This is a genomic window from Chitinophaga sp. ARDCPP14 (genome assembly GCF_051362515.1).
GTDB lineage: Bacteria > Bacteroidota > Bacteroidia > Chitinophagales > Chitinophagaceae > Chitinophaga.
This window is the reverse complement of sequence record NZ_JBKIXB010000008.1, coordinates 130,474-156,813: the sequence shown is the minus strand read 5'-3', so window position 1 is coordinate 156,813 and position 26,340 is coordinate 130,474. Positions and strand designations below refer to the sequence as shown.

At 48.0% G+C, this 26,340-nt stretch carries 24 protein-coding genes; 10 read left to right on the top strand and 14 right to left on the bottom strand.

The annotated features are described in order from the left end of the window. Window positions 1–6: 6 nt before the first annotated feature. The 4 genes from ACLHR0_RS21920 to ACLHR0_RS21905 are packed head-to-tail and all read right to left on the bottom strand — an operon-like array spanning window position 7 to window position 4,631. A complete protein-coding gene (locus ACLHR0_RS21920) occupies window positions 7–720 on the bottom strand; it encodes an outer membrane beta-barrel protein (protein WP_436489500.1) in 714 nt (237 codons plus the stop codon). A gap of 17 nt (window positions 721–737) precedes the next feature. Further along, window positions 738–1,940, bottom strand: coding sequence for a BamA/TamA family outer membrane protein (locus ACLHR0_RS21915; protein WP_436489498.1), 1,203 nt, complete (start codon window positions 1,938–1,940; stop codon window positions 738–740). A 28-nt stretch (window positions 1,941–1,968) separates the two neighbouring features. Next, window positions 1,969–2,502, bottom strand: a complete 534-nt coding sequence (locus tag ACLHR0_RS21910) for a hypothetical protein (RefSeq protein WP_436489497.1) — start codon at window positions 2,500–2,502, stop codon at window positions 1,969–1,971. 17 nt (window positions 2,503–2,519) lie between these two features. Beyond that, complete coding sequence (locus ACLHR0_RS21905) at window positions 2,520–4,631, bottom strand: hypothetical protein (RefSeq protein WP_436489495.1); 2,112 nt, start codon at window positions 4,629–4,631, stop codon at window positions 2,520–2,522. A gap of 962 nt (window positions 4,632–5,593) precedes the next feature. On the opposite strand from ACLHR0_RS21905, the gene ACLHR0_RS21900 reads away from it, so the two are divergent. Then, a complete protein-coding gene (locus ACLHR0_RS21900) occupies window positions 5,594–6,220 on the top strand; it encodes a DUF4136 domain-containing protein (protein WP_436489493.1) in 627 nt (208 codons plus the stop codon). A gap of 22 nt (window positions 6,221–6,242) precedes the next feature. Next, window positions 6,243–6,857 (top strand): outer membrane beta-barrel protein, encoded by a 615-nt coding sequence (locus tag ACLHR0_RS21895; protein WP_436489491.1) that lies wholly within the window; start codon window positions 6,243–6,245, stop codon window positions 6,855–6,857. Window positions 6,858–7,438: 581 nt separating this feature from the next. Here ACLHR0_RS21895 and ACLHR0_RS21890 read toward each other — a convergent pair. Next, complete coding sequence (locus ACLHR0_RS21890) at window positions 7,439–7,930, bottom strand: hypothetical protein (RefSeq protein ID WP_436489489.1); 492 nt, start codon at window positions 7,928–7,930, stop codon at window positions 7,439–7,441. A 275-nt stretch (window positions 7,931–8,205) separates the two neighbouring features. Between ACLHR0_RS21890 and ACLHR0_RS21885 the strand changes: the two genes are divergently transcribed. Further along, entirely contained in the window at window positions 8,206–9,174 is a 969-nt protein-coding gene (locus tag ACLHR0_RS21885; RefSeq protein ID WP_436489487.1) for a SphA family protein, read from the top strand. Between the two features lie 39 nt (window positions 9,175–9,213). After that, entirely contained in the window at window positions 9,214–9,765 is a 552-nt protein-coding gene (locus ACLHR0_RS21880; RefSeq protein ID WP_436489485.1) for a hypothetical protein, read from the top strand. Window positions 9,766–9,829: 64 nt separating this feature from the next. Here ACLHR0_RS21880 and ACLHR0_RS21875 read toward each other — a convergent pair whose 3' ends face one another. From ACLHR0_RS21875 to ACLHR0_RS21865, 3 genes are read right to left on the bottom strand one after another with little or no spacing between them, the layout of a single operon-like run. Next, on the bottom strand, window positions 9,830–10,030 hold the full coding sequence (locus tag ACLHR0_RS21875; RefSeq protein WP_370911550.1) for a hypothetical protein: 201 nt from the start codon (window positions 10,028–10,030) through the stop codon (window positions 9,830–9,832). Window positions 10,031–10,060: 30 nt separating this feature from the next. Further along, complete coding sequence (locus tag ACLHR0_RS21870) at window positions 10,061–11,404, bottom strand: PQQ-dependent sugar dehydrogenase (RefSeq protein ID WP_436489483.1); 1,344 nt, start codon at window positions 11,402–11,404, stop codon at window positions 10,061–10,063. A gap of 9 nt (window positions 11,405–11,413) precedes the next feature. Then, window positions 11,414–11,587: a hypothetical protein gene (locus tag ACLHR0_RS21865; protein WP_436489481.1), complete on the bottom strand. Its 174-nt coding sequence runs from the start codon at window positions 11,585–11,587 to the stop codon at window positions 11,414–11,416. Window positions 11,588–11,742: 155 nt separating this feature from the next. Between ACLHR0_RS21865 and ACLHR0_RS21860 the strand changes: the two genes are divergently transcribed. Both ACLHR0_RS21860 and ligD read left to right on the top strand, forming a co-directional pair. Further along, window positions 11,743–13,263 (top strand): FAD-dependent oxidoreductase, encoded by a 1,521-nt coding sequence (locus ACLHR0_RS21860; RefSeq protein ID WP_436489480.1) that lies wholly within the window; start codon window positions 11,743–11,745, stop codon window positions 13,261–13,263. A 34-nt stretch (window positions 13,264–13,297) separates the two neighbouring features. Continuing rightward, the gene (gene ligD / locus ACLHR0_RS21855; RefSeq protein ID WP_436489479.1) at window positions 13,298–15,907 is read left to right on the top strand and encodes a DNA ligase D; all 2,610 of its coding nucleotides are present in this window, start codon (window positions 13,298–13,300) and stop codon (window positions 15,905–15,907) included. Between the two features lie 34 nt (window positions 15,908–15,941). On the opposite strand, the gene ACLHR0_RS21850 is transcribed toward ligD, so the two are convergent. Together ACLHR0_RS21850 and ACLHR0_RS21845 are read right to left on the bottom strand one after the other, a co-directional pair. Then, a complete protein-coding gene (locus ACLHR0_RS21850) occupies window positions 15,942–17,099 on the bottom strand; it encodes an alcohol dehydrogenase catalytic domain-containing protein (protein WP_436489477.1) in 1,158 nt (385 codons plus the stop codon). A 28-nt stretch (window positions 17,100–17,127) separates the two neighbouring features. Continuing rightward, entirely contained in the window at window positions 17,128–18,042 is a 915-nt protein-coding gene (locus ACLHR0_RS21845) for an SDR family NAD(P)-dependent oxidoreductase (protein ID WP_436489475.1), read from the bottom strand. Window positions 18,043–18,153: 111 nt separating this feature from the next. On the opposite strand from ACLHR0_RS21845, the gene ACLHR0_RS21840 reads away from it, so the two are divergent. The 4 genes from ACLHR0_RS21840 to ACLHR0_RS21825 all read left to right on the top strand — a co-directional run bounded on the left by ACLHR0_RS21840 (window position 18,154) and on the right by ACLHR0_RS21825 (window position 21,862). Beyond that, a complete protein-coding gene (locus ACLHR0_RS21840) occupies window positions 18,154–18,672 on the top strand; it encodes a CinA family protein (RefSeq protein ID WP_436489474.1) in 519 nt (172 codons plus the stop codon). Between the two features lie 156 nt (window positions 18,673–18,828). Next, complete coding sequence (locus ACLHR0_RS21835) at window positions 18,829–19,095, top strand: hypothetical protein (protein WP_436489472.1); 267 nt, start codon at window positions 18,829–18,831, stop codon at window positions 19,093–19,095. 53 nt (window positions 19,096–19,148) lie between these two features. Further along, the gene (locus ACLHR0_RS21830; RefSeq protein WP_436489471.1) at window positions 19,149–20,867 is read left to right on the top strand and encodes a carbamoyltransferase family protein; all 1,719 of its coding nucleotides are present in this window, start codon (window positions 19,149–19,151) and stop codon (window positions 20,865–20,867) included. 8 nt (window positions 20,868–20,875) lie between these two features. After that, complete coding sequence (locus tag ACLHR0_RS21825) at window positions 20,876–21,862, top strand: glycosyltransferase family 2 protein (protein ID WP_436489469.1); 987 nt, start codon at window positions 20,876–20,878, stop codon at window positions 21,860–21,862. A 4-nt stretch (window positions 21,863–21,866) separates the two neighbouring features. Here ACLHR0_RS21825 and ACLHR0_RS21820 read toward each other — a convergent pair whose 3' ends face one another. Genes ACLHR0_RS21820 through ACLHR0_RS21805 form a run of 4 tightly spaced genes read right to left on the bottom strand, consistent with a single transcriptional unit; the run spans window position 21,867 to window position 26,260 of the window. Then, window positions 21,867–22,946, bottom strand: a complete 1,080-nt coding sequence (locus ACLHR0_RS21820) for a glycosyltransferase family 9 protein (RefSeq protein WP_436489467.1) — start codon at window positions 22,944–22,946, stop codon at window positions 21,867–21,869. Window positions 22,947–22,951: 5 nt separating this feature from the next. Beyond that, window positions 22,952–24,430 carry a D-glycero-beta-D-manno-heptose 1-phosphate adenylyltransferase gene (rfaE2, locus tag ACLHR0_RS21815; RefSeq protein ID WP_436489465.1) on the bottom strand — a complete coding sequence of 493 codons (1,479 nt, stop codon included), beginning with the start codon at window positions 24,428–24,430 and terminating at the stop codon, window positions 22,952–22,954. After that, complete coding sequence (locus ACLHR0_RS21810) at window positions 24,414–24,998, bottom strand: D-glycero-alpha-D-manno-heptose-1,7-bisphosphate 7-phosphatase (RefSeq protein WP_436489463.1); 585 nt, start codon at window positions 24,996–24,998, stop codon at window positions 24,414–24,416. The genes rfaE2 and ACLHR0_RS21810 overlap by 17 nt, the downstream gene beginning before the upstream one ends. Then, on the bottom strand, window positions 24,995–26,260 hold the full coding sequence (locus tag ACLHR0_RS21805; protein WP_436489461.1) for a glycosyltransferase family 4 protein: 1,266 nt from the start codon (window positions 26,258–26,260) through the stop codon (window positions 24,995–24,997). Before ACLHR0_RS21805 ends, ACLHR0_RS21810 begins: the two co-directional genes overlap by 4 nt. Window positions 26,261–26,340 lie beyond the last annotated feature (80 nt).

Genomic DNA, 26,340 nt, shown 5'->3' with positions numbered 1-26,340 from the left:
GATGTTTTATTTCGTTCCTGATTTATTGCCACCACCAATGGGTATTCCAACCGCCAGCAGTACCTGCCTGTTATATGCGCTCATGTCAGTATCTTTATAAGCATTCACGAACCCGAGGTTGAATTGTGCATTCAGCCGCAGACCTTTGCCTTTCATTAGTACGTACTGCACATCGAAGGTGGCGCCTGCATCGGCGAGGTGCGTATGGTCTTTGCTGTTATACCGATACGAAAGATCGCCCTGGTCCATTGATTTCTGATAGATGTCCTTTGCGTTTGTCCTTGCGCCCAGGTGTGGTCCTATCGCTATTCCGAAGGAGGGACTGAACTTATAGCGGATCAGCGGCGCCACGGTGAGGTAAGTAATGTTGCGGTCTATTTCCGTTCCAATCAGCTGCGGATCATCGGGGGTGATAAATGTATTTTCGTACCGGATGTCTTTTGCGCCTTTGGGTGATTTCATCACGATATCCATCACCACCTGCCATTTGTCGTTGAGATCATAACTGGTATAGGCGCCGATAGCGAACCCGACGCGGGGGCGTTGCCCGGTGGCATTTTCCAGCCAGCTGGAAGAGGCGCCCAGTATAATTCCCAGCTTCAGGCGGTCGTTTGTGATTTTTTTTCCAAACAGTAATGCGATCAGTGCCTGGCCTTTCAGGGTCTGCCCTCCTATTAATAGCAGGAATACTACGAGGCTGTATTTTTTCAGGTAAGACATATAAAAAATTTAAGCGGTCATTTCAACCATGCGCTGCCAAACTGTATATAAAAGCCCCATTGTTCCGGTCCCCGGGCGATATCCGCGCCCATGTACACGCCGAATTTTCGCGCCAGCAGGTACCTGAAACCGGTACCATAGCTGTAATCCCAGGAGGCCGATCCGAAATCTGCATATTCGTCGAACGCTTTGCCCACGCCGGTAAAGAATACGGCGCTCCATCGCCTCACAATATTCCAGCGCTGCTCTGTTTCTATGAGCATGTTTACGTTTCCCTGGTAGCGCCCTTTGGGAATGCCTCTTAAATCGATGGATGGTTTAAAATAGAAAGGGATGTCGCCGAACACCTGCTGCATATCCGCCCGGAGGCCGCATACCCATTTCTTTTTATTGCCGATGGGAATGTAGTGGTAAGCGTATGCTTCTATGTTGGTATAATCGAAATCACTTCCGAAAATATGGCTGGAGAAATTAGCGCCTACATGCATCTTGGTGCCTTTACCGGGTGTAAACTCATTGTCCCTTTTATCATATTCCACCAGTACTCCCGCAATGCTGCTGAGGTTATCCATTTCCTTTGGTTTGAATAATGAATCCGGCAGGATGGACTTTTCCAGTTTCGCGGTCGTTTTGATAAACATGTACCGTATGCCCGCGTGCCAGTTGGAGAAGCCGAGTTGTTTCTGTACCTGCAGAAAAACCGGGATACTTTTCAGGTTAACGCCGAACTCTGTTTCTCCTTTTACGGGGAGTGTTTTGTAGAAGTCCATGTTCAAATTAATATAAGCGGCAAATGCTTTATAACGCATTCCCCAGGGAATGATGGTACCACTTCTGCCAGCGCCGGCGCCCCAGCTTTTATTGGCCGTATAAAAAGCGAATCCGCCTGTTATATCCGGGGGGATAGCGGCCATGTTCTTATGCTTTTTGTAACTGGCCGGCTGTTGTCTTTTTCTCAGGAGTACGGGGGCGATAGCGCCACCGATGCCGATGGCCGGTTCTGTGATCAGGATGGGAATGGGGATGAATCCATTTGCATCGATCATAAAATCGCTGAAATCAATGGCATGATCCAATGAATCGTGGAGGCTGATCTTTTTTTTGGGTGGTTTCATTTTTTTTGAAAGAGAGTCCTGCGCCCTTGCGGACAGGGAAATTCCTGCCACCAGCCAGAGGAAGATCAGCCATTTGATTTTTATGAAGGAAGATGTTGTATGCATGCCTTTCATTTTAGCCGGACAATGCCCGTTACCTGCGGGTGAGACTTTTTAAATGTTGCACCGTTCCTGCCTTGTCTGATTCCAGCTCTTTGATAAACGGCAGTTGCCGTTGCAGATACACCCGGGTAGATTGCTCTATATAGTTATCCAGTTGAAAGAATTTGGCTGCGCGGGTGGCGCCCAGCACCTTATTCATTTTGCGGAAGTAGCGCATCTGCAGCCGGCCAAACTCAAGATCGTTGTTGATCATTTGTTTGGTAAGGCTATTTAGTTTTGCATTGTCGAGCGAGGTGAATTCTTCATTATACATTTTCAGCAGCGCAATCCTTTCCGACAGCCAGGGACTTTTCTCTGTTTCATATTCCAGCAGGGCTTCTTCAAACGCTCTTTCTTCCAGCCGGGAGATCTTCAGGTTATCGGCCAGCAGGGAAAGCCTGTTTTTCCCGAAGATGGTTGTAACCAGGTCATCTTCCACAATGTTATTACTTACTACGGTAGCGGTCTGGGCAGTAACACTATACGTGATGCTCATCATCAGCAACCAGGAAATCAGTGTTCTCATATACTACGTTTTTAGAGTTAATGTCTTCTTTGAAATCCGCCGGAGCGGAAGTTGCCTTGCGGGCGTTGGAACGATTGCCGGAAGTTTTCGTTGTGCTGCCAGCCGCGTTGTCTTTGCTGGAACTGGTGCTCCATTTGCTGTCTGCCTGCGCCATCGGAAGCGGGTCGCCACTGATTGCCTTCCCTTTGCTGCCAGCTGCCGGCATTATTTCTTTGAAATACGTTCCCGTTCCGGTCGGCCTGGATATGGGGGTGTTGAGTAGCGCCGGATAAGTTGCCGTTCCTCGCGCGGGATACTGCTCCCTGGGTGGCCCCTGATAAATTGCCCTGGGTAGCGCGGGAAATGCGGCCTTGTGTAGCGCCGGAAAGGTTCCGGTCTCTTGTTACCACATCGGTGCGGTGGTTATAAATATTGTTGGTATGATTGTAAAAGTTATTGACGTGGATGTTATTGATCACTACCGGTCCGCGACCATATACATGCGGGTAAGGATAAAAGAACGGGGGCCGGTAAATGGGTGGTCCCCACCAGCCGCCGCCAAAGTTGTAGCCGATACCGAAATGAAAGAATCCTACGCTTACGCCGAAGCCAATGCTCCAGCCGGTCCAGGGATTATACGACATGCCGAATCCCCAGGTAACGGGTCGGGGATAATACATACTGCCATACCAGGGTGCATACGCGTAGCCCGTGCCGTATACCACTGTAGGCCCCATCACATAGCAGCCGGTATAGCCTGGTGTATACCCCATGTAAATTACCTCAGGGGTTACGTCGTATACATACACATATTTCACATTGTACACCGGGGAGCTGGCGGGTATTTTGTCCACGTCTGCAGGTCTGCTGGTAGCAGCGGTCCAGGGACCGTTCGGGGTGTTGCCTGTAAACCATACGCCCTTGTCCACCACATAATAAGTATTCCCTTCCTTCAGAACGGTAGACGCCGTATTAACTGCGTATTCCAGGCCCGTATTTGACACCGCGGAGAACTTTGGCGCGCCATCATAGGTAACGGTAGTTGTGGCCTTCTTCCGGTCTACTTTGGCCGTTTGCGGTACCTGTGCATCCATCACGGCTTCCTTTGCAGCGGGTGTTCCGGGCACGCTGGCGAGTACAATATCTTTCTTGGTGCCTTCCGGTATTTTGGCAAAGTCTTTTGGCAGGTTGTCCGGCGCCACATAATCCCAGGGGCCTTGCAGGCTGCGCGACAGGTACCAGCGACCGGACAGGAGGATATAATACTCCTGTGTGGAGATCTGCATAAAGATATTATCGGGAGAATTACTCATGTACAGCAGCGAGGTACCGGCAACGGGTGCAAAGTCGGGCGTACCGTTGCTTTGCAGCAGTTCTGCGGGTACGGTGCTGACTACAATCTGTGGTAGTGAGTCCAGCGGGATGGGCGTTTCCTTATTATCAGCCGTTATTTTTTGCCCTGCTTTCTGTATAGCGGATGGCGGGTTCCTGGCAAAGGTCCAGTTGCTGGTGGGGTGCGATGCGCTAAACCATCTCCCTCCTATAAACAAATAATACGGGCGACCATTTTTCTCCTGCACTATCAGGAATGGGGAATTTATTACACGCAACATTCCCAGTGTTTTATCGGGTTGGGTTTTCGGTTCTCCGTCGATGGTAACGAGTAAAGAATTTTGTTCTTTGAAGATGATCTTTGGCGGATCATTTTTCAGTGCGGCATCGGCAGCGGCGCCTGGATTGTTTTCAGCGAGTTCGCTCAGCAGCTCGTCCAGTGTTACGTGGAGATCATGCTTTGGTAATTCCTGTTCCAATAAATGTTTTAGTTGTAACACTTTTGTGGTATCTGCATTACCTGGAAACTTCACGTTTGCCACTTTCAGTTCCTGCATGGTAACGATGCGGGTATCCCTGTTTGTTTCCACTTTTGCATCCAGCCATGCAGCGCCAAACACCGGGTCTGCGCCGGCTTTCTGAAAGGACACGGCTGCGATGGCCGACAGGTTATTGTTACTGAATGATTGCGGCTGTGGCTGATACACCACGATGGTACCTTGCTGAGTAGTAATATGATACGGCCATTGCTGCGCAGTTGCAGAAAAGGCGAGGCCGCAAAGGCAGGACATCAATAAAAATATGCGGTGTAACATCATATGCTTTTGCTTTCGTTTTATGTTAAAAGAAAAAAGCTTTTCATGTCCGGAAAATGATGACTCATTTGTAGGAACATACGGTAAGATGATGTATCGCTTATGCCCGGGAAAATCCGCAAAGAGAGAAAAATAATGCAGCGTGTGAACACGCCGCATGTGTACCTTTTAAATTCCACGTTACGAAAAAAGAAGTATTTTCAGATTTACCTGTAATGCCCACCCAATCGATAATACAAGGCAATCAGCCACCTACGGAATGGAATCATTACTGTAAATAAACACTAATTAAAAAGGAAGATGAGTTGCTGTTATGCGGAATGCTCAGGAGAAAAATAAACGAGGTAACAGCTGCAAGATAATCGCTTCTTTTATATCTGCCAAAAAATAAAAATATTAAACATCAACTAAACAATTCTGTTACTGCTACTGTTTCTATGGGTATCCAAATCACCGAAATTATTTCTAAAAAATAAAAATCAATATGTTTGAACATTTCCGCGATTCGCAATGTTAGTTAGAGTGGAAGTACTGTCACCAAAGTACTATTAACGAAATTACCAAAGGCACTAACCAGATTACTAAATGCACTTAACCATCGAAAAGAATGACGGAACGAGTTCAAAGCAATAAGTAGCATTATCCCTAAGCATAGTTATGTAGCATCATCAAGCATCGCCTTAATCAGGGTGTAGCCGTTATGGCCATCTGTAGAACACGGGCTTTTATCCTAAAGGATAAGATACGGTAACGTATCGACCATTCTTCCGGATAAAAAAATGACTGATGTATTTTTCACAACTCAAAGCATAACTATGAATGCAAATACCTTTACTTCTTCCATCCATCAGGGACCATAATTACAGTGGCATACCTGTGCACACAACGATAGCAGGTATTTCTACAGGTAACGGATCAACAACATCCGAAGGGATAGTTATTGTAATGACTCAAAAATAACCGCAATGAAAAGATTTAATTATCTACTGTTAACTGCGCTGGTAATACTTTCGGCTTGCCGCAAAGAGCCGGATCTATCAGATCTTTCGGGCAACTTTGTTGTGCAAACGGACAAGGACCCGGCTGCTCAGTTCAATACTTATAAAACGTTCTACATTTCAGATACCGTTGCTTATATCAGCTCCAATCCAAAAGACAGTATCCTCACGGACAATACTGCAAAGTCGCTGGTAGCACAGATCAGGAAGAACATGGAAGCAAGAGGTTATACTTATGTAGGCCGAAACAGGAACCCGGATCTCGGCATTAATACCGTAGCTGTGAAAGATGTAACCGTGGGTATTGTTTATCCTGGTTACTGGTGGGGATATCCGGGCTATTGGGATCCCTGGGACTGGGGTTGGTATTACCCTTATTATTACCCATGGGCCACTACCTACTCTGTTACTACCGGCAGTGTAATAGCAGAGATCATTGATGTAAAAAATGCGCAGGCTAACCAGAAGCTGGATGTTGCGTGGACGATGAACCTGAACGGCGCCTTAGGCAGTTCCGCATCCACCAACCTGCAACGTGCGCTGGATGGTATTGATCAGGCATTTGCCCAGTCGCCTTACCTGAGTGCCCAATAGTTTTACCATTAAAAAGAAAATTATGAAAAAGTATATTATACTGGGATTATTGTTTACGCTGGGTGCCGGGAGCAGCTTTGCCCAGGGCAGGATCAATAACCTGTTTGGTTTATCCTGGGAAATAGCAATTCCCACCAACAACGAGTTCCTCGACAAAACCAGTTTTGCCGGCGGCAAAGCGGAGTACCGTTATTTTCTGAAGCAGGCGCCGGTGTCATTTGGTGTTGCCGTAAGCTGGAATTCTTTCGAGCAATATATCCCCACACAAACGATCACTTACAAGGACGGTAATTCGGCTATCACAACAGACATGGACCGGGTGATTTATACCGTACCTATTATGGCTACTGCGCATTACTACTTTAACTATGGTAAAAAAGCGATGCCTTATGTGGGACTGGGTATAGGTACGCAGTATGCAGAGCAGAATATTTACTACAATATATTTGAGGATACGCAAAACAACTGGGGATTTGCCGTACGCCCTGAAATAGGTGTGCTGATACGTCCTAACGGTGGCAACTGGGGCATTTTACTGGGCGCAGCTTATTCTTATGCGACCAATAAAAATGACCTGTTTCAAAACGACAATCTTAAGAGCTTCAACTTCAATATCGGATTATTCCTGAACAACTAAAAAGCTTATAATGATACTTAAGAATTGATGATTGCTAATTTGTTTATGCTTAGGAACGGCTGTGTCTTGTCTAAGACGCAGCCTTTTTATTATTACTGATCTTCTTCTTATATAAACATAAAAATAACGGCAGGGGAAAAATTCCCTGCCGTTTTCATTCACTCAACCGTTAAACTATTATAATTACTCAGGTATAAAAGTGATATCCATACATTAACCGGTATTTAAAAAAACATGCAGGGTGAGAACACCCCGCAATCTTCATCGCCTGTAGATTCCACGCTAGTGTACTATTGAGAAACCGTACAGGAATGAATCACGATGGCGGGTTGTAAAGAGCTTATATCGTGATGAAATAATCATTTTATATACCGTTTAAATATCTGATCTGTGTTAAAAATGGGCAGAGTGTCGGCCCGGAGCCTGCACGATTTATACAACCCCACTACCATCCGTGATCTTCCGGACCGGCTCTGCCTGTATTGTTGATTAATTATCTCAGGCGATGGCAACTGTTCCTAAGTTGCTGACCGGCCATCCGTTGCTTTGACATGCTTAGGTTACTTCGTGATGGCTGTATATTAACTACGTGTAGACTTTTTACTCTTTTCCAGTTCATCTATAAAAGGTACTTCATCAAGGATAAAGGACCTTACAGCGTTCTGGAAATAAAGTTCCAGCTGAAAGAATTTAACTGCATTCTTTCCGCCAATGATCTTCGTAAATTTTTTCAGGTATCGTTTGTGGAATTTATCGTAGGCCATATCATTTGTAATAGTTCTGTTGGCGAGTGACAGGGCTGTTTTGTCATCCAGCTGGTTATATGCTTTTGCATAATCGTTCAGGATGACCAGCCGCTCACGGGAAAGTTCCCGCCTGTTGGACTCATACGCGCCATACAGTTGCCAGAATGCATTTGACTGGCTATTCTCCAGTTGCATATATTGTTCTACCACGGCTTTCTTTTCTTTACCAAATACTGTTTGAATAACCGACAGGTCTTCATTAGCAGCTTGTCCGAAAGTGGTGTGACCGTACCAGCAGAACATCAGGATGAATACAGTTTTCTTCATAAGTGTTTTTTTTCATTTGCATCAGCGGAGCAAAGGATTTGCCACAGTGAAGATGATTTGCCAAGTATGGAGTATGCCGAGGAAGGAACTGTTGTAAGCTTGTATTTCTATTAACATCACGATGCTTAAAAAAGTTATACAATTCTATTCTTTTTTTATAAAAAAATTTATGGCACTTTAAAAATATCTGCTTAATTTACAGGTAGAATTTTTCCTCTCCAGGCATATACAAATCTCTCTCATCTCTTTTATTGCATTTCTTAAACTTCTGCAAGATGATGAACAAAGAGATTATGCGCATTCCTCTCCTTATTGCTTTACTGGTTCTGTTATGTGTAATTACTGCACAACCGCTTTCCGCCCAGCTAAAAGGCGACCATTTGCTTGGTGATGCCGGTTTGCAATCAGGTACACAAGCGCCTCCGGGCTTTGCATTGCTGGTACCCACCTATTTTTATGCTGCTTCCAAATTAAAGAACAGCAAGGGAGATGTGGTGTCAGACAATCTTGATCTTAATATGTTTGTTACCGGTATCGGCGGCAGCTGGGTAACCAATTTTAAAATACTGGGCGCCAACTACGGCGGATCGGTATTGTTTCCGTTTGCCAGTAACCGGCTGGAGTCTACTATAACGACTACCAAATCGCCCTTTGCTTTCAGTGACATTTATTTTCAGCCGGTGCAACTGGGATGGCATACGAAGCATGCCGATTTCCTTTTTGGCTATGCGTTGTATTTTCCCAGTGGGAAGTATGAAATGGGAGGTGACGATAACAGTGGGCTGGGGCAACTGGCAAATGAGCTTTCTGCCGGCAGTACTGTTTTCTTTGATAAAACAAAGCTTATTCATTTCTCTGCGTTATTGTCCTACGCATTCAACTCCGAAAAGAAAGATTCCGATGTTAAAACAGGCGATAACCTCAGTATTGAAGGCGGCTTGGGAAAAACATGGTATAAAAAAGCCGCTGCCGGTCCGGTTCCACGTATTATCAATGCGGGCGTAGTGTATTATATGCAATTCAAAACCACTACAGATAAAATTCCGCTGGCGGGCAGCTATGCATTGGACCCCGACAAAGACCAGATCTTTGGCGCCGGCCTGGAAGGCAGTTATTATGCACCGCACATCCGGATGTTATTCAACCTGCGCTGGGTAGCTGAAATGGGCGCACAGAACAGGATACAGGGCAATACATTTATGCTTACCCTTGCGTACAACCTGAAATCGTTTGAAAAAAAATAACCAGGACACCATCCACATTTCTCACATAAATCAAATATCATGAAAGCACTTCACCTCTCATTTATGCTGCTATTTTTATTTTGTACTACAGGTACCCTCCGCGCACAGGACGAGGAAGTAATTGTTGATGCCAAAAAGATCAACAACAATGCCGTTCCCAAATCTGTACGGGACTCCCTGAGAAAGAACTTCCCCAACATGACCCTGAGACAAGTATTAAAAATGCCGTTGAAAACGTATAAGTCGAACTGGGAAGTAACGGAAAACAACATCAGCGAGGTAAGCAGGGGCGATTTCAACGTGTATGTACTCAATATTACCGGTAAAAGAGGCGGCAACCTGGAAGCCTCTTATGATGAAAGCGGTCACCTGATTGAAGCCAAAGAGCTGATCATCAATTCCCGGTTACCGCAAAATGTATCCACTTATATTGTGCAGCACTATAAGGGATACCTGATTGATTCGGACAAAATTAAAAGGACTATCCGGCCTGATAAAACAGAGCAACAAATAGAAGTGGGCGTTCATAAAGGCAGTGATAAAAAAAGACTATTCTTTGACAACGCAGGAAACTTCGTCAAAGAAAAATAGTGCAGCCGCCTAAGAAAAAGCCCTGATGCGCCAATGGCAAATCAGGGCTTTTCTTTACCTGTAACTACTCTGATACGTTATCCGTGTCTTTTGTATGCTTTTCTTCTTCCTGTTTTTTTTCTTCTTTTTTCTTTTCCTTATCGGGTACTACATTTTTCAATGTATCATCCGATGTTACTTCGCGGGTAATATCGCGGCTGTAGTCATTTCCCAGATCCGGACTGGTTTCGCCATGTCCGCCGATCGTTTTGTCTTTTAGTGGCATAACATTCCGTTTTAAAAGGTTAAAAAATAATTATTCAGCGGCTATGCGCCAGATGGTGTTGGCAGCATCATCTGCTACCAGCAGGGCGCCATCTGCCGCTACGGCCACTCCTACCGGCCGGCCATATACGTCGCTTGTTGCTGCATCTGCGATGAAGCCGGTGAGAAAGTCTTCCGCAGGCCCTGACGGTTGCCCTTTTTGAAAGGGCACAAACACCACCTTATACCCTGCCAGTTGTGAGCGGTTCCAGGAGCCATGCTGCCCTATAAAAGCGCCTTGCTGGTATTTGCCAGGGAAAGCGCTGCCGCGGTAAAAAACAAGTCCTAATGAGGCCGTATGTGCGCCCAGCGGAAAATCAGGTACGATCGCCTTTTTTACGGAGTCAGGCTGCGTTCCTTTCAGGCGTGGGTCTTCATGCTGACCGAAATAAGAATAGGGCCAGCCATAAAAGCCGCCTTCCTTTACGCCGGTCAGGTAGTCCGGCACCAGCTCATCGCCCAGTTCATCCCGTTCATTGACCACGGTCCACAGGGTATTGGAGCCGGGCGCCCAGTCCATGCCAACGGGGTTGCGGAGACCACCCGCATATATCTTTTCATCGCTGCCATCAGGATTGACCTGCAGGATATTAGCCCTGCGCTTTTCGTTTTCCATGCCATGCTCCGCCACATTGCTGCCGGAGCCCACGGACACATAGAGCTTTGCGCCATCCGGCGTAGCGATCACATTACGGGTCCAGTGATTGTTATAGCCGCCGGCCGGCAATGCCAGTATGGTTTTACCGGCTGCGGTAATTTTGTTATCGCCTTTTTTATAGGGGAACTGTACGAGACCGTTGGTATTAGCTACGTAAAAGCTGTTGCCGAGGATGAGCATCCCGAAGGGCTGGTCAAGCTTTTGCAGGAACGTAAACCGCTGGTCGGGTTTACCATCTTTATTGGTATCTCTCAGCAGGGTGATACGGTCGGCGCTTTTCTGTTCATTCTCTGATGCGGCCTTTCCGGATACTACATCGCCTACTTTCTGTACAAATGCGCGGGTGGCATTTGACTCTGCCACGAAGATATCGCCATCCGGGGCCACATAGATCCAGCGCGGATTTTTGAGACCATCGGCAAATTTAGTGACGGTAAATCCTTTCGGCGCTACCGGAGTTTTGTTTCCCGGCCACCCGATAACACGACTGAAATTTTTCACAGACTTAGTCGTATCCGGCTCCGGAAGGGTATCGCCCGGCACATTTTGCTGGGCCGCGAGGCTATCCGACGCGGGCGCTCTCTTTTGTTGATTATTGCAGGCAAATAAAACCGTAGCCATGAATAACATCCATGTATTTTTAACGCCACGGGATTTTTTCAGGTCTTGTATCTGCATAAAATAATTTTACTGTTCTCCGCTGGTATCCTTTTTCTCTCCATCTATCTCTTCCGTGTTCTCTTCTTCCGCATCCTCCGCAGATTGGATCTCCGCCGGCTCGGACTGTTCCTGTTTTCCCAACAGGTCATTTTTTGAAAAAGGTTTTTGTGCCGGTTGCTTATTCTGATCGTGCTGTTCCATAACCTGTCTTTTTAAAACATTAAAAAATCAAATGTTCCTGCTTAAAATTTCGGCAAAATCATGCCAGTATAAACAGCGGCATGAGCCGTATGTAAGGAGTCCTCCTCTACCGTGGCATAGTATTTAGATGTGATTTAAATACTAAACCAATAGCTATGATATCAAGAGATGCATATTCCATCAGCCTCTGGCAGGATCACGCAATGCCCTTTGAAGGGAGTAAAACGGCTGACCCGGACACACTATACGATGTGATCATTATTGGCGGGGGAATTACCGGTGTAAGCACCGCCTTTCTTTTACAGGATGAAGGCAAAAACTGTTTGCTGCTGGAAGCGGAAAACATTGGCTATGGCACTTCCGGCGGCACTACTGCACATTTAAATACTTTGCTGGACGTTCCTTATTCCGTGATCCGTAAAAACTTTGGCAAGGAAGCCGCCCAACAGGTATATGCCAGTGTTTCAGAGGCCATTGCGCTGATAAAACATAACATCAGCAGATGGGGAATTGAGTGTGGATTCAGTGACGCAGATGCTATCCTGTTTGCACAAAATGAGGAACAGGACAAAGAGCTGGAGCAGATTGCAGAAGCCTCTGCCGAAGCGGGGCTTGAAATGACGCCGGTAGGCACTATACCCGTATCCATTCCTTTTACAAAAGCCATGAAAGCGGGCGAACAGGCAAAGTTCAATCCCCTGCAGTATATACAGGGCATCGCGCGCGCCTTTGAAACAGCAGGCGGTACCATCCGGCAGCAATGCCGCGTAACCAGTGTGGACAATAACGAAACCGTTACCGTTACCACCAATGCCGGTACTTTTAAAGCCAGGGCGGTGATTTACGCCACACATATTCCGCCAGGCATCAACCTGCTGCACCTGCGGTGCACACCTTACCGCAGCTATGCAATGGCCGTCACGCTGGAAGACGACCGTTACCCGGATGAACTGATCTATGATATGTATGATCCTTACCACTACTACCGTACGCAGGAAGTAGACGGACAAAAGTACCTCATTGCAGGTGGGGAAGATCATAAAACCGGTCAGGAAGAAAATACCACGCAATGTTTTCTCCGGCTGGAAAGCTATGTGCGGCAACATTTTAAAGTGAAGGAAATAAAATACCAATGGTCGTCACAGTATTATGAGCCGGTAGATGGATTACCTTATATCGGACGGCTTCCCGGCGTGGAGGATAATATTTTTGTAGCAGCCGGCTATGGCGGAAACGGGATGGTGTACAGCAGTGTGGCCGCTTTATTACTGAAGCGGATACTGCTGGAACAGAAGCCCAAAAACGAAGCGCTTTTTGATCCCAACCGGATTAAACCTGTGGCAGGATTCAGCCAGTTTATTTCCCACAATGCGGATGTAGTGAAACAATTTATGGGTAAATTGTTTTCCGGCGAACAGCTGGAAGTGCTGGCAGGTATTGCTCCCGGTGAAGGCAAAGTGGTAGAGTATGAAGATCAGAAAATAGCTTTGTATAAAGATGAAGAAGGTAAGTTGCATGCGTTGAAACCTGCCTGTACGCATATGAAATGTGATGTAAGCTGGAATAACGCAGAGCATTCCTGGGACTGCCCCTGCCACGGCGCCCGTTATGGTATCGATGGCCAGGTGCTGAATACCCCGGCAGATCAGGGACTGGAACAACTGGATATCTCCTGAAAGCGTTATATATAATATCCAAAACAGGTTGGCTATGAGTCTGGAAAAATACCGTCAGAAAAGAACCTTTAGTAAAACCCCTGAGCCTACCGGCGGGAAAGGTGAGGATCAGCTGCTACACTTTGTTGTACAAAAGCACGATGCCTCTCACCTGCACTACGATTTCCGCCTGGAAATGCGGGGTGTGCTGAAAAGCTGGGCAGTACCCAAGGGACCGTCTATGGACCCGGAAATAAAACGGCTGGCCATGATGGTAGAAGATCATCCGTATAACTATAAGGACTTTGAAGGTATTATTCCCGAAGGCAACTACGGCGCCGGCACCGTGATCGTTTGGGATGAAGGCGTTTATGAACCGGCGGACGATAATGACGCAGATAAAAAACAACAAACAAAAGACCTCCTGCATCAATTGCACAGCGGCAAACTAAAATTTGTGCTCAAGGGAAAAAAGCTCAAAGGCAGCTTTGCACTGGTGAAGGCCGCAGGCAGAGGAGAAAACGCCTGGCTGCTGATGAAAGTAAAAGACCGTTACGCTTCAAAAACGGATATTACCGCTAAAAACAAATCGGTGATTTCCGGTAAAACCATTGAGCAGATCGCAAAAAATCCACATAAAGTATGGAAAAGCAACCGGGAACCCACCGTTACTAAAACTGTCGCCAAGAAAAAGGCCGCCGCGGTACCGGCAGCAGCAGACGATTTTACCGCGCTGTTGAAAAAAGGGAAAACCGCTCCTATGCCCAAAGAGATGAAGCCTATGCTGGCAACAGTTACTTCCAAACCGTTTGATAAAGAAGACTGGCTCTATGAAATAAAATGGGATGGCTACCGCGCCATCGGGTATCTCAACAATGGCAAGGTGGACCTGCTTTCCCGCAACCAGCTTTCTTTCAACGAAAAATTCAGGGTGATCACAGAAGCGCTGCAACAATGGAAAGTAAAGGCAGTAACAGATGGCGAAATTGTGGCGGTAGATGAAAAAGGCAACCCCGACTTCCAGGCGCTGCAAAATTATTTTAAGCACGGCAAAAGTGCGCAGCTTGTTTACTACGTTTTTGATTTACCGTGGTATAACGGCAAAGATCTTACGCACTTATCACTGGAAGAACGGAAAGCGATCCTGGCGGAGATCATACCGGCGGATCATGACATCATCCGCTACAGCAATCATATCAGCGGGCAGGGCACCGCATTTTATGAGGCGGCCATTGACAAAGGGCTGGAAGGCGTGATGGCCAAAGCTGCCGGCAGCACCTACATTATGGGCCGCAGAACGGAGAGCTGGCTGAAAATTAAAAACAGTCACCGGATGGAGGCCATCATCTGCGGCTATACCGCCGGCAGGAACAGCCGCAAGCATTTCGGGGCCATTATCCTCGGAAAGTACGAAGGAAAGGAACTGAAATATATTGGTCATACCGGTGGCGGCTTTAATGATAAACTACTGAAAGAACTTTTTGCAAAGTTCCAGCCGCTCCTGGCACCAAAGCACCCATTTAAAACCAAGCCACAAACCAATATGCCGGCTACCTGGCTAAAACCGGTGCTGGTATGTGAAGTAAAGTTTGCTGAGGTAACGCGGGAAGGCATTCTTCGTCAGCCGGTATTTATGGGATTACGGGAAGATAAAAAAGCAGCAGATGAAAAAGAGGTGAAAGTTGTTTCCCCTCCTGCCGGGAAAAAAATACCTTCCCGTAAAAAGAATACAGGGATATTTTTACCCGGCGATGAGAAACAGGTAGAAATGAAGGTAGACGGGAAGTTGCTGAAATTTACGAATCTTGATAAATTATACTGGCCGGATGAAGGCATTACCAAGCGGGATATGATCAATTACTATGCAGCCATTGCCGACTATATACTACCCTATCTGAAAGACCGGCCACAGTCGCTCAACAGGTTTCCCGAAGGCATCAAAGGATTTAATTTTTACCAGAAGAATGTGGAAGATAAGGTTGCCGACTGGATTCCAACTTTTCCTTACACCAGCGAATCGGATGGGGAAACAAAATCATTTCTTGTTTGTAAAGACAGGGCCACACTGTTGTACATGGCTAACCTGGGATGTATTGAATTAAATCCCTGGCACAGCAGGATACAGCATCCTGATGAACCGGACTATTGCCTGATAGACCTGGATCCTGATACCAATTCTTTTAACGAGGTAGTTGACACCGCGTTGGTGATCAAAGATATTTTAGATGAAATTGGTGCGCCTTCTTTTGTAAAAACTTCGGGGTCTACGGGCATGCATATACTTATTCCGCTGGGCGCGAAATACAGCTTTGAGCAATCAAGGATGCTGGCCGAGCTGATTGTAAATATTGCCAACAAACAACTGCCGGATAACACCAGCGTGCTGAGAACACCGGCCAAAAGGAAGGGACAGATCTATCTCGACTTTATGCAGAACCGGCAAATACAAACGATGGCGGTGGCTTATTCGCTGCGGCCGAAGCCGGGAGCCACCGTGTCGGCGCCTTTGCGGTGGGAGGAAGTGAAGAAGGGTTTGAAAACGTCGGACTTTAATATTTATAATATGCCGGAGCGGATAGCGACGGAAGGCGATCTGCTGAAAGGTTTGCTGGGAAAAGGCATTAATATGAAAACGGTGCTGAACAAATTACAGCGTTTATTATAAGGTGGCCCGCATGTTATACGGGCCACCTTACTTATCAGGGTTTCAGGATTACTTTCACACAATCGTCTTCTTTGTGTTTAAAGATATCATAAGCATGTGCTGCTTCGGATAAAGGCAGCTGATGGCTTATAATATCATCCAGGACCACCTGTTCCTGCTCTATGAGGCCGAGCAGTTTATCGATATACTTTTGTACCGGCGCCTGTCCGAATTGCAGGATCAGACCTTTGTCGAAGATCCGGTGAATGGGAAAATTATCATATGGACTGCCGTATACACCTACTACCGATACCACGCCGCCTCTGCGCACGGCTTCAAAGCATTGTTCCATTACTTTGGCGGTGCCTTTCTCTACATTGATCACTGCTTTCACTTTGTCAAAGAAAGAACGTTCCGCTTCTGTGCCTACGGCGTCCACGCATACATCGGCGCCGCGGCCACCCGTCATGGCGCGAATGGCTTCCACTGCATCTGTTTCATGCGGGTTGATGGTTTCCACTTTGTTTACCAGCCGGGCTTTATCGAGGCGGTAGTTCAGCGGATCTACCGCAATCACCCTGCCGGCGCCCTGCAGCCAGGCGGCCTTTTGTGCCATGAGACCTACGGGGCCGGAGCCGAATATGGCTACTGTTTCCCCGCCCTGCAGCCGGCCCCAGTCGATCGCCGACCAGCCTGTAGGAAAAATATCCGTGAGGAATAATACCTGTTCGTCAGATAAATGATCCGGCACCTTGCGTGGATTTATGTTGCCGTACATTACGCGCACATACTCTGCCTGGCCGCCGCTGTAGCCGCCGTAAAGATCCGTATACCCGTAAAGGCCGCCGCCTTTTCCTTTCATCATATCTCCTTCCGGGCCGTAGTGTTCGGGGTTGGAGTGCTCGCAATGCACGGGCATACTATGCTGGCAAAAATAGCAGCTGCCACATGAAATGGGAAAGGGCACCACTACCCTGTCTCCTTTTTTTAAATGGGTGATGGCCTTTCCTGTTTCCTCCACAATGCCCATAAATTCATGTCCCAGTACCTGTGGTTTGGGTTGTGGAAAAAAGCCGTCGTAGATGTGCAGGTCGGAACCACATATAGCCGTTGACGTTACCTTCAGGATAAGGTCTGTGTCTTTTTCCAGTTTGGGGTCGTCAACCGTATCTACGCTGATATTGCCCGGGCGGTGAAATACTGCAGCCTTCATAAGTTGTGTCTTTTTAAAGTTAATGGAATCAGTTTACGTCCTGGTTCAGATCACCATCACTGCGACGGCTATCTTCGTTAATATATTCCCGTTCCTTGCGGGAAGCTGCATGTCCCGGCTTCTTTTCGCCGAGGGCTTCTGTACTGGGTTCGTTCAGTTTGCGGGCGTTGGCGGCTGCTTTGGAAGTTCCGAGCAGGTCGCTCATCCACACATGCATTTTTGTTTTTGAGCCGGAAATAATTTTGCGTTCTCCTTTCATCAGTGCATCATAGCCGTCTTTCGCCACTTCTTCCGGAGGAGCCAGGGATTTTTCACGATAGGTAACAGTGTCTTCCTGGTGTGCCTTGTGGAAGAAATCGGTATCTGTAGCGCCGGGCAACAATACCGTAACGGTTACATCGGTGTCACGCAGTTCTTCTGCCAGGGCGGCGCCAAAGGAAATAACAAAGGCTTTGGTGGCTGCGTATACGGACAACAGCGGCATCGGCGTGGTTCCTGCTTCTGATCCCAGCAGCAGGATGCGGCCCATGTTCCGTTTATGCATGTCTCTCAGGTAAAATTTGGTGAGCGACATTAACGCAATGATGTTTAACTGGATGATATCAATATCCCTGTTCAGGTCAGTTTCTAGGAAAGGCCCCCATTCTCCCTGTCCTGCGTCATTTACCAGCACATCGATGCTGATACCCATGTCTTTTGTTTCCGCATAAATTTCAGCCGCTGCAGATGGCATGAACAGGTCTTTTGTAATGGGCGTTACTTCCACCCCATAGGCCGCTTTCAGTTCATCCGTTACTTCCTGCAGCCGGTCGGGGTTCCGTGCCACGAGGATGAGATTGTAACTGTCTGCCGCCAGTAGTTTAGCCAGTTCATAACCAATACCGCTGGTAGCGCCGGTAATTAATGCGTATTCATTTCTGTTGTTAACATTAACGGTTGTCATAGCAAATGAATTAAGTGTGTATAGAATGATTTTTAAAAATGGCAGCAAAGACGGGGCCGGGTGTTGCTGAATGGCACAGCTTTAGTGATTTATAAAAAAAAGCAATGAACCATGGACCCATTTGTATCTGATACTGAATTACTGCGTGATATCCGGCAATTACTTACCAGCAACCAGCAAACCCTGGCGGTAGCAGAAAGCGTAACGGCCGGGCATTTACAAGTAGCGCTTTCACTGGCTGAAAAAGCGATGGATTTTTTCCAGGGAGGTATTACCACTTATAATATTGGTCAGAAAACGAAGCACCTGAACATTGACCCTATACATGGACAAAAGTGTGATTGTGTATCGGAGAAAGTAGCGCTGGAGATGGCAATAGCAGTGGGGCCTTTATTCTCGGCCGACTGGGGCATCGCTATCACCGGGTATGCTTCGCCTGTGCCTGAGCTGGGCATCACCGAACTGTTTGCCTATTATGCTTTCAGCTTCAAAGGCCAGCCCATGTCGCAGGGCAGATTAAAAGCGGAAGATAACGGAGATCCGGCAGCGATACGGCAATATTATACCCACGAATTATTATTACTTTTTAAAGATGCTTTACATCTTCCTTATTCTCCCGTAAAAAAATAATACAAGCGGTTACATGCTGAAAAATTACTCCCACTCTGTAACCGGATTTCCCATTGAATGGGTAAAGTGTTCCGCAACTGCATAACGGCAGCGATGTGGAAGCGCTGCTCCGGCACATGGCGTAGTCTTTGAACGATTTTAAAAAAAACTCAGACTATGGAAAAGCAAGCATCAAAACAAAGCACTCCTAACAAACAGGTTAGCGGAGGATTCAGCAGTCATGCCAATACGCAAAGTACTGCCGCACAAAATGCCCGTGAAGAAGAGGATCTTGACAGCGGGTTAACGTCAGATGAAGACGCGGATCTGGAAATAGAAGACACCGATCCGCCATTAGATGAGAATGACCTGGAAGAAAATGATCTTTCAGATGAAGAAGCAGATAATATTGAATGGGACGAGGACAAAGAGTCCGGCAGCTGATATTATTGCTTCCCTTACTAACCCGTTTTTTATTTTCATTTTAATTTCTGGAGATGTATACATTAGGTATTAATGCCGCTTTTCATGATTCAGCCGCCTGCCTGGTAAAAGACGGGCAGCTGATCGCAGCGGCAGAAGACGAGCGGTTTACCCATATCAAACATGGAAAAAGACCCATTCCTTTTGCAGCATATGAGCTGCCTTTTCATGCCATTGATTATTGTTTGCGTACCGCCGGCATTCATATCAACGATGTAGATCACTTTGCCTATTCTTTTGATCCGTACCAGTTGATGGAACCGGAAGTTGCCAGCAAGGAAGAGATAAAGCTGCCTTTATTTCCGGCGGGAACGCTTACCGCAGAGAAGTGGCAATCGCCCTGGGATCCTTTATTTCTGCAGGCGATTGTTAATGCCAGGGGACAATTGAATGATGGTTATCCGCATCACCTGCAGCCAAGTTTTTATCAGGGTAACAGTAACCCCGGGCAGTGGCACCATATCGACCACCACCTCTGCCATGCTGCCAGCGCTTTCCTTCCCTCTCCTTATCACGAGGCCGCTGTAATGACGATAGACGGCCGCGGGGAAAGGGCTACCACTACTTTCAGTACCGGGTCCGGCAATGTGCTGGAGAGGATCAGCCAGGTAAATATGCCGCACTCACTGGGACTGCTGTACGAAAAAATTACTACTCATCTTGGTTTTCTTCATTCTTCTGATGAATACAAGGTGATGGCGCTGGCATCATACGGCAAACCTGTTTATGTAAATGTGTTACGCGATATTATTTCGCTGTCTGATAATGGGCAGTACCAGATTGATGATGTGGACCTGGCAGAGATCCTGGGTCCGAAGCGGCGGAAAAATGATCCGTTCACGGCGCATCATTTCGACATTGCGCATTCCATGCAGCAGGTGTTGCAGGAGAGCGTGCTTTCGCTGGCTTCCTGGCTGAAACGGGAAACACAAAGCGACACGTTGTGCTTTGCCGGCGGGGTAGCCTTAAACTGTGTGCTGAATGCCACCATCCGCGATGCAGGTATCTTTAAAAACATGTGGGTACAGCCGGCCGCCGGCGATGCAGGCACTGCGCTGGGCGCTGCCCTGTGGCTGGATGCACGGATGCGGCATCCGGAAGGAAAGGACTTTGTAATGGATCACGCCTACTGGGGCCCGGCTTATGCGGATGCGGAAATTGAACAATTTTTAAAATGGACGAAAACATCCTACCGTAAGCTGGATAATATTGCAGAGGAAACCGCGCAATTACTGGCAGATGATAAGATCATCGGCTGGTTCCAGGGACGGATGGAATTCGGTCCCAGGGCGCTGGGCAGCCGCTCCATCCTGGCTTCTCCCCTGCATGAGGATATGCAGGCCCGCCTGAACGAAGTGAAAGACCGGGAAGATTTCCGGCCGGTAGCGCCGGTGGTGACCGAAGAAGATGCCGCTGAATGGTTTGAGGGAGCCAGGCAGTCGCCTTACATGTTGTTTGTATACCCGGTAAGAAAAGACAAGCAGGCCCTTATTCCGGCCGTTACGCATGTGGACGGCACCGCACGTATCCAAACCGTAAATGAAGCCCAGCATCCGGCTTATTACCAGCTTTTACAGGCATTCAAAAAGAAAACAGGTGTGCCGGTATTAATCAATACTTCTTTTAACACATTGGGTAAGCCTATTGTATGTACGCCCCGGGATGCACTGGAATGTTTCTGGTCATCGCCTTTTGATGCGCTGGTGATAGGCTCTTTCCTGGTTGAAAAATAAATAATACGATGAAGAAAGAAATGAAGATCTCCGTGGTGATTCCCACCTATCGCAGACCGGAGCTGCTGATGGAATGTATTCATGCGCTGGCCCGGCAGCATTTCGACCGGGCGGATTTTGAAGTACTCGTGGTAAGTGATGGCCCGGATGCTGCCACCAAAAAAGTGGTATCGTCGTGGAAGGCCACCGGCCTGCTGCAGTTGAAGTACCTGAGTTTGCAGCATAAAGGAGGCCCTGCGGCTGCCCGGAACAAGGGATGGAAAAATGCCGCGGGAAAAATCATTGCCTTTACTGATGACGACTGCCGGCCCGACCCTGAATGGCTGAACCGCATCTGGCAGCATCACCGGCAGGACGAAGACCTGGTGGCCTACACCGGCAAAGTGGTGGTGCCCATGCCCGAACCCGGCGAGATCACGGACCACGCGTACAATACCGCTCATTTGTCCGAAGCTGAATTTATTACGGCCAATTGCGCCTGCACTAAAAGAGCGCTGGAGTTGACGGGAGGGTTTGATGAACGGTTCACCATGGCATGGCGGGAAGACAGCGACCTGGAGTTTAATTTTCTCCGGCATGGCATTCCTATCCGTTACCTGCCGGTGGCGCGGGTGGTTCATCCCGTTCGTAAAAGTTCGTGGGGAAGCAGCTTATGGGACCAGCGCAAAGGAATTTTCAATGCGCTGCTCTTCAGGAAATACCCCTCCCTTTATAAAACCCGGATCAAACAAGCGCCCCCGCTGAAGTATTATATTATGGCCGGCAGCCTGGTGGCATTTGTGATTTGTTTGTTATTGGAGAATTTACCTGCAGCGGCGCTGTGGCTGGGTTGCTGGATAGCAACGTGGTTATATTTTACGGGTCAGCGGTTATTACACACCAGCCGGCAGCCATCGCATATGCTGGAGATGCTTTATACTTCTGCCTTCATTCCCATACTGTCTATTTACTGGCATTTTTACGGCAGCATTAAATACCGGGCTTTCTTCCTGTGAGTAATTAAACCGGCTGCAGCAGCTTGTTCACCGCTTTCAACACATTTTCCACGGTTGCTTTTTTCAGTTGATGCTTAGGGATCTGTTGATAAGCATATTGCAACAATACATTTTTACTTTGCAGCGACGGGGGAACATCAAAATATAACACTTCACTTCTTACCCGCCAGGGCGTGTGCTGCAAATTTGTTAACGCATACAGTACAATCACCGGCGTAGCCGTAGCTGCCGCGATATGGATAGTACCGGTATTTACAGAAATCACCAAAGGGCTTTTGCGGATCAGCAACGCAAATTCAGCGACCGACAATGCGCCTGCCAGGTTGATAGCGCCTTCGCCAATGGCTTCTTTCAGCGCTTCCGCATCTGCTTCTTCGCCGGTGTTGCCGGTAATCAGTAACTGGCACTGGTGGTGTGCAATGATCTGCTTACCTATTTCCACCCACTTATAAAAGTTATACTGGCGTTTTGCGTCCTGCACCATCGGATGCATTACGATCCAGGGTTTGAGGTGGTCAGCGCCGTATAGTCTCATTTTTTTGATGATGGCCGGCCAGTGTGTTTCATGTGTTTGCAGGGAAAGTTTTGTGCTGACCACTTTAGCGCCGGTAAACGCTACCAGGTTGATATCGCGTTCCACCTGGTGATGGATGGTATGCAGCGGTTCTTCGTCCGGAATCCAGTGCGTAAGCAGCTGGTAGGGATTTTCGCGGCAATAGGCGAGTCTTAAAGGAATGCCTGCCTCAAAAGCCAGCATGGCCGTAGGCAATGGATTCTGGCTGTACACTGTGAATATAATCGCCGCATCAAAATGTTCTTTGCGCAGGGTTTCCACCAGTTGCTGGTAGGTTTCCGGTGTAGCCACATGATCGTGTTTTACCCAAGGCGCATTAAATACAATCACCTGGTCTATTTCCGGTATGTCGGCTGTTACCGGTGCGGCAGCCGCGGAAGTGAGCAGGGTCAGGTGACATTGAAAGGACTCTTTCAATGCCCGGAAAGCCGGTGTGCTCATCAGCAAGTCGCCCATATTGTCGAGGCGGATGCACAGGATTTTTTTACAGTCGTTCCAGTTTATATTCATAATTATTAAGCGGGATGTGATAATTGCCGGGTAGATATTTTCCTGATAATAGCAGTAGTAGAGCGGTCTTTCACCAATGGCAGCAGTACTACCTCCCCGTGTAGCTCTTCCACCAGCCTGGCTTCCGGCAAATCTTCCAGTGAATAATCTCCTCCTTTTACAAACACCTGTGGCCGCAAAGCTGCAATCAGTGCGGCGGGTGTGTCGTCTGTTATATCCCCGAAAGGTATAATGTGCGTTACTGCTCCGAGACCCGACAACACCTGCATCCGTTCTGCGAGGGTGTTAACGGGTCTGTCGCTCCCTTTCAGGCGGCGGATGCTTTCATCGGTATTAATCCCTACGATGAGTACATCGCCCAGCTCCCTTGCGCGGCAGAGGTAATTAACATGACCACTGTGGAGGATATCGAAACAGCCATTTGTAAATACTATTTTGCTGCCGTTGTTGCGGTAGAAATTCCCCAGCGCTTCCAGTGTATCCGTATCCGTGAGAACCTTACCGTTGAGCGCTGCGGCCGCCAGCAATTCTTTGGAGGTACAGAAAGCGGTAGTAGCTTTGCTAACGGCAATGGCAGCGGCCATACCAGCTACTGAGGCTGCTTTAGCAGCATCTGCCCCATGCAGGCACGCTACTGTAAATGCGCTGATATAACTATCGCCGGCCCCGGATACCTGCGGATGCAATATTTTTTGAGCAGGCGTATGCAGCAAGAGTTGATCCCTTTCAAAGATCAGGGCACCAGCTTCGTCCAGCGTTACAGCGGTGATGCCAGCGCCGGTGGCGCTGAATATTTCTTCCCCGGCCTGTTGCAGGATTTCCAGCCGGTTTGTTCCGTTGAGGCGGAGTTGCAGCAACCGCGCAATTTCATCGCTGTTAGGTTTTACCAGTGATGGATGCAGGTCGCGGTAAGCGCTGAGGTTTTTTGCGTCTACTGCAAGGAATGGCTGGTAGCGTTGTTGCAGGCGTTCCAGGGCGCTGATGATGCGGGGCGTCAACAACCCTTTCTGGTAATCTGCCAGCAGTACGGCGTCGAAATCAGCGTATATCCGTTCCAGTTGGTCAATTACCTGGTCTTCGGTTTCCCGGCTGATATTGGTTTCCGTGCCGGTATCATACCGGGCGATCAGCTGTGTGCCTGCCAACAGGCGGGTTTTGCAGATCGTGCGCCGTTCAGGCGGTGAAAACAGTAAAGGATTGATGTGATGCCTGCTAAGCAGTTGTTGTAGCTGCCGGCCTGCGGCATCGTTTCCGGTGATGCCGAGGCAGGTAACGTTTACGCCAAAGCCAGCCAGGTTGATAGCCGTATTGCCGGCGCCGCCGGGAGCATATTGCCGGCTGTTGACTTCCACCACCGGTGCAGTGGCTTCCGGGCAAAGACGATGGCTTTCTCCTTTCATATATACATCAAGCAGCAGGTCGCCTATCACCAGTACGGATAGTTTTTTCTCCGCTGCACAAATCTGCTTAATAAGTAAGTCCATAAACGGGGTTCTTTGAGTGTTCGATAATAATATCCGTGGCCGCCGGCCAGGAGTTTGCCCGGTATAACGGTGTTCTGTTGACATCCATCCGCCATTCGGTTTCATTGCCATTATCCAGTAACACGGTTTTACATCCCGCCCGGTTGCCCGCTTCTATATCGTTGAGGATATCACCTATCATCCAGGACGAGGGCAAGTGGATGTTATGATCTTTGGCCGCGCCCAGGATCATACCGGCGTTGGGTTTCCTGCACTCGCAGTTGACCCGGTATTGTTTAAGTGTGGCTTCGGGATGATGCGGGCAATAATAACATCCGTCGAGCCAGGCGCCTTCATCGCGGAGCAGGCTGTTGATGTGGTTGAAAACACCTACCAGCATAATTTCGCGGAAGTAACCGTGTGCCACACCGGCCTGGTTGGAAACCAGGATCAGTGCAAAGCCCGCTTCCCGTAACCTCCGGAGAGACTCTCCCGCAAAAGGTTCCAGCGCTATCTTTTCAGGGTTTACGTTGTACGGTTCATCATGGATCAATGTGCCGTCTTTATCAATGAATATGGCTTTCTTCATACTGCTCTTTTTATGGTATCTGCTTCACTTCTCCTGCTGCTTCGCGCCAACACCTCACCATAAAGTTTGTGCATCCTGGAAGCTACCTGTTGCCAGGTAAACAATTTGCGTACTCTTCTTACTGCCTGCTCTCCCATTTCATTTAATTTCTCAGGCGCCTGTAACAGCTGGCTTACGGCGGCAGCCAATGCGTCCGGGTCTTTCGGGGGCACCAGTTTACCAGTAACGCCGTCGGCTACACTATATTTGATACCACCTACGTTAGCGCCTACTACAGGCGTTCCGCAGGCCATGGATTCCAGTGGGGTGATACCAAAGGGTTCGTACCAGGGTGTGGTGATAAAGAGATCTGCCGCCGAATAATAATACTTCAGTTCATCCCTGTTTTTGTGCCCTGCAAACTGGATGCCCGCGGTTACGCCCAGTTCCTTGGCCAGCATTTTCAGCCGTTGGGCTTCATGATTATGTTGTGTAGGGTTGGCGTCGCCGCCCACTACAATGAGCCGGACATTATGCTGGCGGCAGCTCAGTTTTGATAACGCCTGGATGACATTGTCGATTCCCTTCCGGGGAACAATACGGCCAAGCTGCAGCAATATTTTTTCCTCTTTGGGTAACCGCAACATAATGCGGGCCAGTTGCTTATCAATAGGAAACAGTTCTTCGAGGTTTACGCCACATGGAATGACGGCAATCTTATCTGCCGGTGCATCGTAGTATTTGAGCAGATCTTCCCGGTCCTGCGGACATTCCGCCACAATACCATCTGCCATCAGCATGGCTTGTTCTTCTATCGCCAGCCGTTCCGGCGGGAACCGGTCGTTTTCTCCCTGGAATAGTTGCCGGATATGACCTAAGGCATGGAAAGTAACTACATAAGGAATACGTAATAAACCTTTTATTTCCATTGCTACGAGGGCAGACATAAAGAAATTGGCGTGAATAAGCTGGTAGTCGATTTCTTCTTCCTTCATAAATCTCAGCATGTCCTCTCTGAAAGCAGCCATATATGGCAGCAGCTTTTCCTTTTCGATCACTTCCGGCGGACCTGCATCTACATGAATGATCCTGATCCCCTGCCGCCATTGTAAACAGCGGGGATAATCGCGGTTTTCCCTGCGGGTGAAAATATCTACCGCATAGCCTTTCTGTGTAAGCTGTCTTGCCAGTTCCGCTACGTACACGTTTTGTCCGCCTGCATCTACTCCGCCCAATATGGCCAGAGGAGAAGCATGCTCGCTGATAAATGCTATCCTTTTCATACTATTAGATTTTATCAAGGAATTAGTTGAATGCTACTTTCAAAAAATCAATAATAGCACCAACCGGATAAAGTGAACAG

Bases quoted from the DNA above. Each gene is read 5' to 3' on its own strand.
- ACLHR0_RS21920 (WP_436489500.1), bottom strand. From the start codon at position 720: ATGTCTTACCTGAAAAAATACAGCCTCGTAGTATTCCTGCTATTAATA.
- ACLHR0_RS21915 (WP_436489498.1), bottom strand. From the start codon at position 1,940: ATGCATACAACATCTTCCTTCATAAAAATCAAATGGCTGATCTTCCTC.
- ACLHR0_RS21910 (WP_436489497.1), bottom strand. From the start codon at position 2,502: ATGAGAACACTGATTTCCTGGTTGCTGATGATGAGCATCACGTATAGT.
- ACLHR0_RS21905 (WP_436489495.1), bottom strand. From the start codon at position 4,631: ATGATGTTACACCGCATATTTTTATTGATGTCCTGCCTTTGCGGCCTC.
- ACLHR0_RS21900 (WP_436489493.1), top strand. From the start codon at position 5,594: ATGAAAAGATTTAATTATCTACTGTTAACTGCGCTGGTAATACTTTCG.
- ACLHR0_RS21895 (WP_436489491.1), top strand. From the start codon at position 6,243: ATGAAAAAGTATATTATACTGGGATTATTGTTTACGCTGGGTGCCGGG.
- ACLHR0_RS21890 (WP_436489489.1), bottom strand. From the start codon at position 7,930: ATGAAGAAAACTGTATTCATCCTGATGTTCTGCTGGTACGGTCACACC.
- ACLHR0_RS21885 (WP_436489487.1), top strand. From the start codon at position 8,206: ATGATGAACAAAGAGATTATGCGCATTCCTCTCCTTATTGCTTTACTG.
- ACLHR0_RS21880 (WP_436489485.1), top strand. From the start codon at position 9,214: ATGAAAGCACTTCACCTCTCATTTATGCTGCTATTTTTATTTTGTACT.
- ACLHR0_RS21875 (WP_370911550.1), bottom strand. From the start codon at position 10,030: ATGCCACTAAAAGACAAAACGATCGGCGGACATGGCGAAACCAGTCCG.
- ACLHR0_RS21870 (WP_436489483.1), bottom strand. From the start codon at position 11,404: ATGCAGATACAAGACCTGAAAAAATCCCGTGGCGTTAAAAATACATGG.
- ACLHR0_RS21865 (WP_436489481.1), bottom strand. From the start codon at position 11,587: ATGGAACAGCACGATCAGAATAAGCAACCGGCACAAAAACCTTTTTCA.
- ACLHR0_RS21860 (WP_436489480.1), top strand. From the start codon at position 11,743: ATGATATCAAGAGATGCATATTCCATCAGCCTCTGGCAGGATCACGCA.
- ligD (WP_436489479.1), top strand. From the start codon at position 13,298: ATGAGTCTGGAAAAATACCGTCAGAAAAGAACCTTTAGTAAAACCCCT.
- ACLHR0_RS21850 (WP_436489477.1), bottom strand. From the start codon at position 17,099: ATGAAGGCTGCAGTATTTCACCGCCCGGGCAATATCAGCGTAGATACG.
- ACLHR0_RS21845 (WP_436489475.1), bottom strand. From the start codon at position 18,042: ATGACAACCGTTAATGTTAACAACAGAAATGAATACGCATTAATTACC.
- ACLHR0_RS21840 (WP_436489474.1), top strand. From the start codon at position 18,154: ATGGACCCATTTGTATCTGATACTGAATTACTGCGTGATATCCGGCAA.
- ACLHR0_RS21835 (WP_436489472.1), top strand. From the start codon at position 18,829: ATGGAAAAGCAAGCATCAAAACAAAGCACTCCTAACAAACAGGTTAGC.
- ACLHR0_RS21830 (WP_436489471.1), top strand. From the start codon at position 19,149: ATGTATACATTAGGTATTAATGCCGCTTTTCATGATTCAGCCGCCTGC.
- ACLHR0_RS21825 (WP_436489469.1), top strand. From the start codon at position 20,876: ATGAAGAAAGAAATGAAGATCTCCGTGGTGATTCCCACCTATCGCAGA.
- ACLHR0_RS21820 (WP_436489467.1), bottom strand. From the start codon at position 22,946: ATGAATATAAACTGGAACGACTGTAAAAAAATCCTGTGCATCCGCCTC.
- rfaE2 (WP_436489465.1), bottom strand. From the start codon at position 24,430: ATGGACTTACTTATTAAGCAGATTTGTGCAGCGGAGAAAAAACTATCC.
- ACLHR0_RS21810 (WP_436489463.1), bottom strand. From the start codon at position 24,998: ATGAAGAAAGCCATATTCATTGATAAAGACGGCACATTGATCCATGAT.
- ACLHR0_RS21805 (WP_436489461.1), bottom strand. From the start codon at position 26,260: ATGAAAAGGATAGCATTTATCAGCGAGCATGCTTCTCCTCTGGCCATA.